Below are 13,001 nucleotides of genomic sequence, written 5' to 3'. Positions count from 1 at the left end.
AGCTAATTTCAAGAGATTTAGTTACTTTACGTGCAAAAACTTGTTGACAGCTTTTAAGCTTTATAATTTGATGCAAGGCATTTTCAAAAAATATTATTCTATAATGTGTTTAGTTTTTTTGTATTTTTGTATATAATTAAGACGTACATATATACATTTATTTGTTATAATCAATACTAATGCGATTTGCATATACTAAATAGTCATAATCATTTTTAAGGAGTTGATATAATGTCTTTTGATTTTATAAGAGATAAAAACAAAAAAGTTCATTTCATAGGAATCGGTGGTATAAGTATGAGTGGTCTTGCTGAAATACTCATAAAAAACAACTATACAGTCTCTGGGTCTGATATGAATTCATCACATATCACAAGCAAACTTAAAGAAAAAGGTGTTCAAATTTATATAGGCCATAATGGTGATAACATAAATACTGCAGACTTAGTAGTTTACACTGCTGCTATTTCTCCTGAAAATCCAGAATACATTAAGGCTAAAGAGTTAAACATTCCTTTAATAGATAGGGCTGAATTTTTAGGTCAAATTATGAAAGGTCACAAATATAATGTTGCAGTAGCGGGTACACATGGTAAGACTACTACCACTTCAATGCTTGCCCACATCATTTTAAAAGAGGATGTAGACCCTACAATACTCGTGGGTGGAGAATTAGATGCTATCGGAGGTAATGTTTTAGCTGGAAATAGCGACTATTTTATTACAGAAGCCTGTGAGTATAAAGCATCATTCTTAAAGTTTTTTCCCTATATAGGAACAATATTAAACATAGATGCGGATCACCTAGATTACTATAAAGACATAAATCACATTAAAGATACCTTCATAAAATTCATTAATATTATACCAAAAGAAGGTTATTTAGTTGCGAATGTGGAAGATGAAAATGTTAAAACTATTCTCCATAATCATAATTACAACTGTAGCATACTTACTTACGGAATAAATAACGGAATGCTTAAGGCAAAAGATATTAGTTATAATGAATTAGGTTGTGCCACCTTTGATGTATACAAAGAGGGTCACAGACTATTTCAAATAAATCTTAATGTACCCGGGCAGCATAATGTTCTAAATGCTCTTGCAAGTATAGGCACCGCACTAATCCTTAATTTTTCTGAAAACTCAATTACGCGCGGCCTTTCTAGTTTCAAGGGTACACATAGGAGATTTGAGTTAAAGGGGATTAAAAATGGCGTAACTGTTATTGACGATTATGCCCACCATCCTACAGAAATTAAAGCAACTTTAAGTGCTACAAAAAATTATCCTCATAATAAAATTTATTGTGTTTTCCAACCCCATACTTATTCAAGAACATTAAGCTTATTTGAAGATTTTTCAGATTCTTTTTATGATATGGATAATTTAATACTAGCAGATATTTATGCTGCCAGGGAAAAAGATACTGGAGTAATAAGTTCAAATATGCTTGGAGATAGAATAAGAGAGAAAAGTGTAAATTGCATAAATCTTCATAGCTTTGATGAAATTGTTGATCATCTTAACAATAATTTAAAAGAAGGAGATATTCTTCTTACAATGGGTGCAGGAGACATCGTTAAAATAGGAGAAATGTACCTAAAATAATTGTTTATATTTATCTAAAGTATTTTTATGAAATTATAAAATAATCCATAATACTTAAGGCTTAAGTCTACGTCTTTCAGATGTAGGCTTATTTTTTATTTATGTGTTTGTCTACAACCACTATATTAGGAGTGTAATCCTGAAAATTTATTTAAAATTAACCTTAGAAAGGAATGTGTTCTTTATGAAAAAAGTTATTTACCAAGTAAATGCCTTCTCAGATCTGCCCTTCGGTGGTAATCCAGCCGGTGTAGTACCTAACGCTATTGGATTAAATTATACCGATATGTTAAATATCGCCCGAGAAATGAATTTATCGGAAACTGCCTTTGTTTTTCCTATGAAAGATGAGGAAGCAGATTATGAGGTAAGATTTTTTACACCTACCCAAGAAGTAGACTTATGTGGTCATGCTACAATTGGTTCTTTTTTTTCTTTAGCTTCAAAAGGTATTATTACTGGAACTGATAATGTTAAAATTGTAAAACAAAAAACAAAGGCCGGTATTTTACCAGTTGAACTTTATTTTAAAGATAATAAAATCGATAGTGTAATGATGACTCAAGCTAAACCCAAATTTGTTTTTGATGTTGCAAATACATATGAACTTGCACAAATCATGGGTATCAATGCACGTGATATAGGAATATCCGGGTATAGCCTCATTCCTCAAGCTGTATCTACCGGCCTTACAGACATTATGCTTCCGGTCAAAAGTTTGTCTGCATTAAAATCCCTAAATCCAAACTATACTAGATTAACTGAATATAGTAATAATCTAAATATTATTGGGGTACATGCCTTTACGCTTGAAACTGAAGAAGACTCCTCCACTCTATCTTGTAGAAACTTTGGTCCCGCTGCTGGCATAAATGAAGAATCTGCCACAGGAACTTCTAATGGGGCACTTGGTGCCTATCTAGTAAAAAATGATGTGCTTAAATTTGAAGATAATATAACTATAATCTGTGAACAAGGCTACTATATGAATAGACCTAGTAAAATAATCGTAAGATTAGAAGGAAGCAAAGAAAACTTAACAGTAAAGGTTGGGGGTAAATCGGTCATTGTTATGGAGGGGCTTATTTAATCTACATAAATTAAAAAAATTAAAGCTCATATCCTTATACTAAAATAAGGATATGAGCTTTTTTACTTTCTATTATATCTCATGAAAAGTTGTTCTACTGCCTTAACGCTTTCAGGTTCAATATGTTGAAGAAGGATATTATATGGCTTTTTACCTACTTTTATTGCAATATATTTTTTTGTTATTGCAACCTTACTTATATCATTAAACATAATAGTCTTCCCCTTTGACGCAAAGTTACTATTAAGTTCAAATCTATCCTTTTCAAATTTTAAATAATTTAAATTTTCTAGTTTTCTAAGTTTTATAATAAAAGATATTGAAAATCCTATAGATACAAATGTCACCATTAGAAATATTCCCGCAATTCCAGTTCTTCCACGAACAAATGATCCTATGACTCCTATTAATAATGCAAAGCTCATTAAAATGCTGAATGCACCTTGCTTCATAGCCATTTTTTTTGTTACTCTACTAAATTTAATTTCTTTCAATTGCTTCCCTCCTAAGATACTATTTGTGTATTTTCAGCTCCACGAAAAATTCTTTATCTGTTACTTCAATATATATTTCACTATAATCTATTTCAAAATTTGCCATAGTGGAATGGATTCCACTATCACTTAAAAAATGCACTGTACATATATTATTATCTTCTATATTACAAAATCTAATAAATATACTTTTAACAGATGGAAATTGTATTCTAGACTTTATGTACTTAGGCAGATTTTCAAAATATAAATTTACGCACCGATACTCCACTTCGATTATTAAATCAACGTTATATTCATCCTTTTGTATTTCCTTTATTGCGAAATCGCCTATTATTTTCAAATTGCTTTTTTCATAAATCATATGGCACCTCCAATAAAAGATATTAGTATTAGGCTATTTCATAAGTATCTTTATCAATTATATATTCTCTACCGGTCACAATATTACCTTTATCTAATAATCCTAAAACCATCTATATATTTCAAAAAACTATTTCTGTAATTTTCAACATAATATCCCTCATTGTATTTTTCATTTTTTTACATTTTAAAGCAACTAAATTTTGTACTACCAAAATAATCTACTAATGTAAACACTCATATTTAAATTTCAATATTTATAATTATATTGCGTATAAACATTAGTCTTTGGTAACACTAGATATGAAAAAATGTTTTGGAGGTATATATAATGAAAAATTTTCTAGTTTCAGCTATAGTAGATGTCGTAATAATCTTTGCTTCATATTTTCTATTTAGAAGTATTATAAGTGGGCCAACTCGTCACCGATTGTATGAGAAATTCATGAGTTCTTTCGCAAAATTCGTAATTATTATTTTTGTATCTACAGCACTAGTAACATCTCTCATAGCTCTAGTTTTATACAAAACACGATATATAGTATATATTAACATACTAGCTCCTGCCTTATTATCAATCCTTGTAGGTTTTGTTATGTCTACTGTACCTACTAGAGGCGCCGGTGATAAAGAAAAAAATGTCAAAAATAAATAAATATAAAGCAGCTTTTAGGATAATATTGTTTTTATATCATCCTAAAAGCCGCTCTCTTCTTTTACACATTCCCTAAATAATTAATTTAACAAAAGAATATGCTAATTTAAATCCATATAATATTATGACTATACCACATACTAAGTTTATTATTTTAATAACTTTAATGTTAAACTTCCCTTTAAATAGCGAAATAATAGTTGCTAATGAGGTAAACCAAATGAAGGACGCTAAGCATACTCCTATAATAAAGTAGCTTGACATGTTTACTGGAAGTGAAGCTCTCATCCCACCCAATAATAAGGAACCATCAACTAGAGCCTGGGGATTTAGCCAGGTTACTGCAAAACATGTCCATACTATTTTTATAAATGATTTATTCACATCCACAGTTTCTCCCGATTCAACTTGTGGTACTTGTCTCACGAGACCTACTCCAATGTAGATTACTGCTACACTACCTAGTAAAAGAATAAGTATCTTTAAAAGTTTAAACCTTTCCATAAGCGCCCCTACACCTAAAAAGCATGAAAGCGCAAGTGATATATCAAAAAATATAGTAATAAATGCAACTTGATATGACCTTAGTCTACTTTTGCGTATAGCCGTATTTATTACAAATATGTTTTGTGTACCAATGGGTGCTACGTATGCGAAACCTAAGAGTAAGCCTTGTATTATATATTTATACATTTCGGTCCCCCTAACTCATATATATCCTTATCACTTAAAAATTACCTCTTTATCTGCACCTCTATTTATGTGAGATTATTAATTTTTATAGATTACAATTTGAACTTAATTGTAATCTATAAAAATTTTAAATGCAATAATGTTTTCAGAAAATTGTGGCAAGATCCAGTTATATAAAACAAAAATAAACTGTTGACATTTATGCATTTGTTTTATATAATAACTAGTGTTGTCAGCAAGTAGAATTTATAATTTACATATTTCATGTTTTATATTTTCAAAAATATTTACCAATTTTGTTGACATTTATGCATTTGTTTTGTATAATTAAGTTGTCTTCGGGGTGTAGCGCAGCTGGGAGCGCGCGTGGTTTGGGACCATGAGGTCGCAGGTTCAATCCCTGTCACCCCGACCAAAAAGAGTTGTCTAATGACAACTCTTTTTTTATTATAAATTTTTATTCGTTAGTATGTATAAAACTCATCATTTTTGACAAAATAGATAATAGCCTACTATTTTATTATTTTTTGTAGATAATATGCTAAAGTCATTACATATCTAATAACAACTTAGGAGTGATTATTTTGAATAAAATGTATAATGAAATTTTTAAATCCCTAGCTAAATCCTATTATGAAGATAATTTTGAAAACAAAGTACAGGAATTACTGTCTAAGGATAATATTAATAAAACTGAGTTAAGCTCCGTAATTTCCTCACTTTGCGGAGTTGAAGTAGACTTTTCTCATAATTACATAGATGATTTAAATAAAGCTATCCTTTCTTATGAATCAAATTATAAAATTGTAAATAAAATCAAAGGCTGCACTATGGATTGTACAGATAAGCCTGGAAAGACAAAATGTCAATCTTCCTGCCCTTTTGATGCCATATTAATAGATAATAAAAGTAATACTACTTATATTGACAATGATAAATGCACAGACTGTGGTTTTTGCGTAGAAGCATGTCCGAATGGTGCCTTAATGGACAAGGTAGAGTTTATTCCTCTTTTAAATTTATTAAGAGGAGATTCGAAAGTAATAGCAGCTGTAGCCCCTGCCATTACTGGTCAATTTGGAGAAAATGTTAATATAAATAATCTTAGAACCGCTTTTAAAAAAATGGGGTTTACAGATATGGTTGAAGTTGCTTTTTTTGCGGATATGCTTACATTGAAAGAATCCGTAGAATTTGATGAGCACATTAAAACAAAAGAAGATTTAATGATCACCTCTTGCTGTTGTCCTATGTGGGTAGGGATGGTAAAAAAGATTTACCACGATTTAGTGAAGTATGTATCTCCCTCTGTATCTCCTATGATTGCCTGTGGTAGAATTTTGAAGAAATTAAACCCTAACTGCAAAGTAGTCTTTATAGGTCCCTGCATTGCAAAAAAGGGTGAAGCTAAGGAAAAAGACCTTTTAGGTGATATTGATTTTGTTCTTACATTCTCAGAACTTAAGGATATTTTTGATATATTAAACATCGACCCAGAAAAACTTCCACAAGCTGTATCCAGTGAGTATGCTTCCAGAGGCGGCAGGCTTTACGCTAGGACAGGAGGAGTATCTATAGCAATTGGAGACGTTATAGAAAAATTATTTCCTGAAAAATATCATTTATTAAACGCTATTCAAGGAAACGGTGTAAAAGAATGTAAAAAACTACTTACTAAAGCTCAAAATGTAGAGGTTAATGCAAATTTTATAGAAGGTATGGGTTGTGTTGGTGGTTGTGTTGGAGGGCCTAAAGCTTTGATTGACGCAAGCTGCGGAAAACGTAGAGTGGATAAGTTTGCAGAAAGTTCAAAAATTAAAACTTCCTTAGATAGTGATTGTATGAACGAAATTCTAAGTAGAATTGGAATTAATACTGTTGATGATTTTAAAGATAAAAACAAAACCAAAATATTCAACAGAGAATTTTAGATAATATTTTGCAATATAAATGCAAATTAAAATATGGTATAATACTCAGTAATTAATATATTTTTTTGCATTCAAAGGGGGGTTTTATGAAAGGATTACTTGAATATATAAGCGATAAAGATATTAGCCTGCTTAGAATTATAAATAATTCTTGGAAGTGTAGGTTTTTAGATATTATAATGCCAATTATGACTTACTTAGGTTCTTTTTCTTTTATGTTTATATTCTGTACCCTTGCTTTTCTATTTAATAGTACTATTGTTCACACCATAGCTATTAAAGCTATGATTTCTATAACAATCAGCACTGGCATTGGTAAGATTCTCAAAGTAAGCGTTACTAGATTAAGACCTTTTATAACAGTTCCAAACTTGAACATAAAAAAAATAGGCATAGATAAATACTCCTTTCCGTCAGGTCATACTACTGGTGCATTTTCATTAGCTATAATAATAGCTTTATATTTCCCTATATTTGGGTTTATAACTATACCCATAGCTTGTTGTGTAGGAATTTCTAGAATTTACATAGGCGTTCATTATCCTACCGATGTTATTATGGGTATTTTTATCGGAAGTACTTGTTCTTTTCTTACTTACAGATTTTTTTAATTTTAAATCCTAGTATTTAATTACATTTCGACCTGTTATACTTATATAAGAGGTGATTAAATGCTAAAAAATATTAAAGCTGCAATTTTCGATTTAGACGGAACCCTAATAGACTCTATGTGGGTTTGGGATAGAATAGATAAAAATTATTTTAGAAGCAGAAATATAGATTTACCTAAAAATCTAAAAACCCAAATAGAGCACCTTAGCTTCAATGAGACTGCGGCATATTTTAAAAATAATTTCGGTATATTAGATACTATAGACGAAATTAAAAATGAATGGAACGATTATGCCCATGAGGAGTATCTTAATAATGTAAAACTAAAGCCCGGTGTAGTTGAGTTTTTATCTTTACTTAAAACCCTGAATATTAAAATCGGTCTCGCTACAAGTAATAGTAAATTTTTGTTAGAAGCTGCACTACATGCTAATAATATCTACCATTATTTTGACTGCATAACTCTAACTGATGAAGTATCTCGCGGGAAAGACTTTCCCGATGTATATTTACTTGCCGCTGAAAAATTAGGCGTAATCCCAGAGGAATGCATTGTATTTGAAGATATACTTCCTGCAGTTAAAGGTGCAAAATCCGCCGGAATGAGAGTAGTCGGTGTCTATGATGATTTCTCCAAAGAACAAAGGGACGATATTGTTAATCATGCAGATATGTATATAATAGGATATAACGAGTTAACTACAGCGATTTAAGACTCATGTGTATACATGAGTTTTTTTGTGAATGTTTTTGTTTTCTATCGAATAGAATATACTAAGAATAAATATAACTATTTAACATATGCACAAACTTGCCGATTAAACTCTATCATATTAATATATCATTATCTAAAAGAAGTAATTTACAAGGAGAGATACTATTGCTCATTTTTCTTTTTTCTATTCTTTTGATATGCTTTGGTATTTATTGTTATATTATGGACCAAAAATTATCAACTCAAAAAACCCAGCTAAAGGTTATCTCTAGGCAAAATAGAGAACTCAAATCAAAAATTGAAACTTCACGTTGTGCTGAGGGTCCTATTGTAATAAAATACAAACTACCTCTTTTTAAAAGCGGAACTATAAAAGAGAGTTGTAGTTTGTATTTAAGTCCTATTGAAATTTCACCTGTTCTATCTAATATAGTTAAAAGTACGACCGTAGAGATTCAAGATTCCGCTGATATTTTTGATATTTCATGGTATGAAGTATCTATAAACTCTCAGACCACCATTAATAATAAAGGATGGATAAAAAAAGATAACATAATTACCCTGGACGACACTGTTAGTCACCAAGAGGAGATTCCTACTTAAAAAACAAAAGGCATATATCCATAAAATATATGCCTTTTAAAATTAATCTTTATTTCCATCAGTAATTAGTTTTATCATTTTCAGAATGCTAATTATGTTATAATTTATAAATCAAACTAACAATCTTGTTAGAACTAAAGGGGTTTAATATGAGAATAATATCTAAAAGCAACCTATGTACAAATAGACCATATATAAATTTAAAAAAACTTTCAATAAAAAGTTCATTGAGAGTTGGTGAAATTACTGAAGCTGGTTTTAAAAGTACTTATATAATAAATCAACATACACAAAGCTTATCTACTAATGAGAATTACATTCTACAATTTAGTAAAGGAATTCAGAAAATAACACTTGATACAGAGCTACTCCATGAACTCTTATTAGTTGAAGTTAATTATTCATCTAAAAGTAGTAATAAATCTGCTAAATTCAAGGTCTACCTTGTCTTAGATAATATAAAATATTCCTTACCATTTAGTTCATTTCAAGATATTTATGATAACTGTATGGATATCCTAGCTAGAGAACTTGATGGAAAAGAAGAATTAACTTACATAAAAGAAAGCTTTAACAATTTAGAAAATGATGAAATCTCAGTAGATATAGAGTTGAATTTAGAAAGATTACAAGAATTTAAAAATAAGGTAAACTACAAACGAAATATTTATTACTTTGTTATAAATAACATTGCTTCATCTACTTCAAAGTATGATATTAACACTAACCCTAAAGAGATACTAATAAGTGATACTTTAAAAGTTCTAAGATACAACCCTTCTACAAGGCTTTATATCATACTAGAACCTATTGATGAAACAACTAAAATAAAATTAAACGAAAGTGATATTATTTGTAACCTCGGTGAAATTGATTTTCCTACTGTTAGCATATGCACGGGTTATGGGCTTGGAAAATTATTAGATGTTAAAAATAATGTTATTCCAAATACTAATACATTATCATTATTTGCAAATATTCTAGACCTAGGATTAGAAGTTTTAAAAAAGTGATATATATATAAAGAGCTAGAAATTATTCTAGCTCTTTTTGTTGTAAATTATACGATTTTAGTTGTCCATTCTTCACAGTTCCATACATCTGTTACTACATCTTGATAGAATTCTGGTTCATGACAAACTATAAGTATACTTCCTGTATATTCTTTTAGGGCCCTCTTGAGCTCTTCTTTAGCATCTACATCTAAATGATTGGTAGGCTCATCTAAGATCAATATATTAGTTTCCCTGTTTAGGAGTTTCGCAAGTCTTACCTTTGCTTGCTCTCCACCACTAAGCACAGTAATTCTACTTTCAATATGCTTTGTAGTAAGTCCACACTTAGCAAGCGCAGATCTTACCTGACCCTGAGTGAAGCTAGGGAATTCTTGCCAAAATTCTTCAATACAATTATTTCGATTGACTCCCTTTATTTCTTGCTCATAGTATCCTATATATTGATAATCTCCTACGTTTGTATGCCCTGAAACAGCTTTTATATCACCCATAAGACTCTTCAACAATGTTGTTTTTCCAACACCATTAGCCCCAACTAAAGCAATCTTTTGTCCTCTTTCCATATATAAATTTAATGGTTTGGATAATGGACTATCATATCCAGTAACTAAATCCACAGTTTTAAATAATATCTTCCCTGAAGCTCTTGCAGATTTAAAATCAAATTGCGGCTTTGGTTTATCTTTTGTAATTTCCATTTTATCAATTTTATCTAATTTCTTTTGTCTTGATTTTGCCATACCACTTGTAGAAGCCCTTGATTTATTTTTAGCAACAAAAATCTCTAGTTTGGTAATTTCTTTTTGTTGTCTTTCATAATCAGCTTCCATTTGCTTCTTTTTAGCATCATGAACTCTCAAAAATTCGTTATATGAACCTATATATCTAGTTAGTTTTTTATTTTCCACATGATATATTATATTAATTACGCCGTCTAGAAATTCAATATCATGAGATATTAAGATAAATGCATTTTCATAATTTTGAAGATATCTCTTAAGCCACTCTACATGCTGCTCATCCAAAAAGTTAGTAGGCTCATCAAGTAGTAGAACATCTGGAGCTTCTAATAAAAGTTTTGCAAGAAGAATTTTCGTCCTTTGTCCTCCGCTTAAATCTGCAACATCATTTTCAAGGCCAACATCTTTAAGTCCAATTCCTACAGCTACCTCATCTATCTTAGAATCAATACCATAAAATCCATTATTATCGAGCTGATCTTGTATTGTTCCCATTCTATCTAGTAACTTTTCTAGTTCCTCAGGTGATGCCTCGCCCATTTTTTCTGTTACACTAAGCATTTCATCTTCTAAGTCAAAAAGATATTTAAAAGCATCCCTTAAAACTTCTCTAATAGTTCTTCCCTTTTCCAAAACCGTATGCTGATCCATGTATCCCACTCTTACGCTACTTGACCATTCAACATCGCCCTCATCTGGCATAAGCGAACCTGTAATAATATTCATAAATGTTGATTTACCCTCTCCGTTAGCACCTATAAGTGCTATGTGCTCCCCTTTAAGTAATCTAAAAGATACATCTTCAAATATTACTCTATCACCAAATCCATGGCTCATATTTTTTACTACCAATCTACTCATTTGTATTTCTCCTTACTATAGTATGATTTTATATATTTATAATTTTAAAACTATTTCTAGTTATATATCTATTTGTTCTTAATAATTAGATGTTGTATATAGATTCCCATGCAAAGAAAATACGTCCAATTTTATCTAAATATGCTTAATTCGAGTGTGCATTGAAAAATGACACATATACTAGTGTAATTTATAATTGTCTTTATGTCAAAACAATTTTATGGATCTTATATTACAAATTAATTCAGTGTGGTATACTACTATAGATAAATAGCTTAATATTTTATTAAAGATTGTTTTAACTATAAAAAATATAAGAGACATAATAATTATAAATTGTTATGTCTCCTTAAATAACACAGGAGGAATTTAAAATGGCTTGCAAATTTTACTTATATAAAGGTAAAGGCAGAAATTCAGAAAATGGACACCTTTGGATATATGCAAATGAAATCGAAAACTTTGATGGTGAATATGAAAATGGAGATATAATTGAGGTGTACAATTTTAGACAGGAGTTTATAGGGAAAGGTTTCATAAATGACGTTTCTAAAATTGCCATAAGAATAATGACAAGAGATATTCACGAAGAAATAGATGAAGAGTTTTTCAGAAAAAAACTTGCCGCTGCATGGAAATATAGACAAACCGTTATAGATACTTCTAGCTGTAGATTCTTGTTTGGAGAAGCAGATTTTGTACCTGGAATGATTATAGATAAGTATGAAGACTATTATGTTATTCAATCTTTAGCACTAGGAATCGACAAATATAAAGATATAGTTGTTAAGTTACTAATGCAGGAATACAGTGCAAAGGGTGTCTATGAAAGAAGTGACGCTAGAGTTCGCGAGCTTGAAGGAATGGAGAAAACAACAGGATTCTTAACCGAGCCCTTCGATACCGATATAGAAATCATTGAAAATGGAGTTAAGTATTATGTAGATATTGCAAATGGTCAAAAAACCGGATTTTTCCTAGATCAAAAGGAAAACAGAGCAGCTATCCACAGATTATGCAAAGATGCTGATGTTTTGGATTGTTTTACCCACACAGGTTCCTTTGCGCTTAATGCAGGTATAGCTGGGGCTAAAAGTGTACTTGGAGTAGATATTTCTGAATATGCAGTAGATTGTTGCAGAAAAAATGCAGAGCTTAACGGACTTTCAGGTACTGTTAAATTTGAATGCCATAATGCCTTTGATGTATTAAGAGAATGGTCAAGAGAAAAAAGACAATATGACGTAGTAATACTTGATCCCCCAGCCTTTTCAAAGTCACGTTCTACTATAGACGGCGCAACACGCGGATATAAGGAAATTAACCTACGTGGTATTAAATTGGTTAAACCGGGCGGATATTTTGTAACTTGCTCTTGCTCTCATTTTATGTACCCTGATATATTTAGAGATACAATAGCCGATGCAGCATTAGATGCTAAAAGAACACTTAGACAAGTTGAGTTTAGAACTCAAGCATCAGACCATCCAATACTATGGAATTCTGATGAATCCTACTACTTGAAATTCTACATATTCCAAGTAGTTTAAAAAAATAAGGGTTTGCCCTATGAACTTTCTCCTGTGTGGCTTGCAATATGAGCTTGAAACATGAAAT

At 30.6% G+C, this 13,001-nt stretch carries 13 protein-coding genes and 1 tRNA gene; 10 read left to right on the top strand and 4 right to left on the bottom strand.

Annotation, left to right across the window (positions count from 1 at the left end; translation table 11 throughout):
• The first annotated feature begins 231 nt into the window (after window positions 1-231).
• Together murC and KTC94_RS12090 are read left to right on the top strand one after the other, a co-directional pair.
• A complete protein-coding gene (murC, locus tag KTC94_RS12095) occupies window positions 232-1,611 on the top strand; it encodes a UDP-N-acetylmuramate--L-alanine ligase (protein ID WP_216303790.1) in 1,380 nt (459 codons plus the stop codon).
• 184 nt (window positions 1,612-1,795) lie between these two features.
• Window positions 1,796-2,701, top strand: coding sequence for a PhzF family phenazine biosynthesis protein (locus KTC94_RS12090; protein WP_216303789.1), 906 nt, complete (start codon window positions 1,796-1,798; stop codon window positions 2,699-2,701).
• A 62-nt stretch (window positions 2,702-2,763) separates the two neighbouring features.
• Here the strand turns inward: KTC94_RS12090 and KTC94_RS12085 are convergent, their stop codons facing one another.
• Together KTC94_RS12085 and KTC94_RS12080 are read right to left on the bottom strand one after the other, a co-directional pair.
• On the bottom strand, window positions 2,764-3,195 hold the full coding sequence (locus tag KTC94_RS12085) for a hypothetical protein (protein ID WP_220286279.1): 432 nt from the start codon (window positions 3,193-3,195) through the stop codon (window positions 2,764-2,766).
• 19 nt (window positions 3,196-3,214) lie between these two features.
• Entirely contained in the window at window positions 3,215-3,559 is a 345-nt protein-coding gene (locus KTC94_RS12080) for a hypothetical protein (protein ID WP_220319861.1), read from the bottom strand.
• Between the two features lie 330 nt (window positions 3,560-3,889).
• On the opposite strand from KTC94_RS12080, the gene KTC94_RS12075 reads away from it, so the two are divergent.
• On the top strand, window positions 3,890-4,213 hold the full coding sequence (locus tag KTC94_RS12075) for a hypothetical protein (RefSeq protein ID WP_220319862.1): 324 nt from the start codon (window positions 3,890-3,892) through the stop codon (window positions 4,211-4,213).
• A 72-nt stretch (window positions 4,214-4,285) separates the two neighbouring features.
• Here the strand turns inward: KTC94_RS12075 and KTC94_RS12070 are convergent, their stop codons facing one another.
• Window positions 4,286-4,906 carry a LysE/ArgO family amino acid transporter gene (locus KTC94_RS12070; RefSeq protein ID WP_220319863.1) on the bottom strand — a complete coding sequence of 207 codons (621 nt, stop codon included), beginning with the start codon at window positions 4,904-4,906 and terminating at the stop codon, window positions 4,286-4,288.
• Window positions 4,907-5,245: 339 nt separating this feature from the next.
• Between KTC94_RS12070 and KTC94_RS12065 the strand changes: the two genes are divergently transcribed.
• The 6 genes from KTC94_RS12065 (at window position 5,246) to KTC94_RS12040 (ending at window position 9,780) form a co-directional block, all read left to right on the top strand.
• Window positions 5,246-5,321: transfer RNA gene (locus tag KTC94_RS12065), tRNA-Pro, on the top strand.
• A 169-nt stretch (window positions 5,322-5,490) separates the two neighbouring features.
• Complete coding sequence (locus KTC94_RS12060; RefSeq protein WP_220319864.1) at window positions 5,491-6,837, top strand: [Fe-Fe] hydrogenase large subunit C-terminal domain-containing protein; 1,347 nt, start codon at window positions 5,491-5,493, stop codon at window positions 6,835-6,837.
• Window positions 6,838-6,923: 86 nt separating this feature from the next.
• Window positions 6,924-7,448, top strand: coding sequence for a phosphatase PAP2 family protein (locus KTC94_RS12055; protein ID WP_165412351.1), 525 nt, complete (start codon window positions 6,924-6,926; stop codon window positions 7,446-7,448).
• Between the two features lie 60 nt (window positions 7,449-7,508).
• On the top strand, window positions 7,509-8,162 hold the full coding sequence (locus tag KTC94_RS12050; RefSeq protein WP_216303783.1) for an HAD family phosphatase: 654 nt from the start codon (window positions 7,509-7,511) through the stop codon (window positions 8,160-8,162).
• Between the two features lie 167 nt (window positions 8,163-8,329).
• Complete coding sequence (locus KTC94_RS12045; protein WP_216303782.1) at window positions 8,330-8,767, top strand: hypothetical protein; 438 nt, start codon at window positions 8,330-8,332, stop codon at window positions 8,765-8,767.
• A gap of 149 nt (window positions 8,768-8,916) precedes the next feature.
• Window positions 8,917-9,780 (top strand): hypothetical protein, encoded by an 864-nt coding sequence (locus KTC94_RS12040; protein WP_220319865.1) that lies wholly within the window; start codon window positions 8,917-8,919, stop codon window positions 9,778-9,780.
• A gap of 47 nt (window positions 9,781-9,827) precedes the next feature.
• On the opposite strand, the gene KTC94_RS12035 is transcribed toward KTC94_RS12040, so the two are convergent.
• The gene (locus KTC94_RS12035; RefSeq protein WP_165412355.1) at window positions 9,828-11,384 is read right to left on the bottom strand and encodes an ABC-F family ATP-binding cassette domain-containing protein; all 1,557 of its coding nucleotides are present in this window, start codon (window positions 11,382-11,384) and stop codon (window positions 9,828-9,830) included.
• Between the two features lie 374 nt (window positions 11,385-11,758).
• On the opposite strand from KTC94_RS12035, the gene KTC94_RS12030 reads away from it, so the two are divergent.
• The gene (locus KTC94_RS12030; protein WP_216303780.1) at window positions 11,759-12,934 is read left to right on the top strand and encodes a class I SAM-dependent rRNA methyltransferase; all 1,176 of its coding nucleotides are present in this window, start codon (window positions 11,759-11,761) and stop codon (window positions 12,932-12,934) included.
• Window positions 12,935-13,001 lie beyond the last annotated feature (67 nt).

Source organism: Clostridium sp. CM028, assembly GCF_030585565.1.
Taxonomy (GTDB): Bacteria; Bacillota; Clostridia; order Clostridiales; family Clostridiaceae; genus Clostridium_AD; species Clostridium_AD estertheticum_B.
The sequence above is the reverse complement of the archived record's forward strand: the minus strand, read 5'-3'. Positions and strand labels throughout refer to the sequence as shown.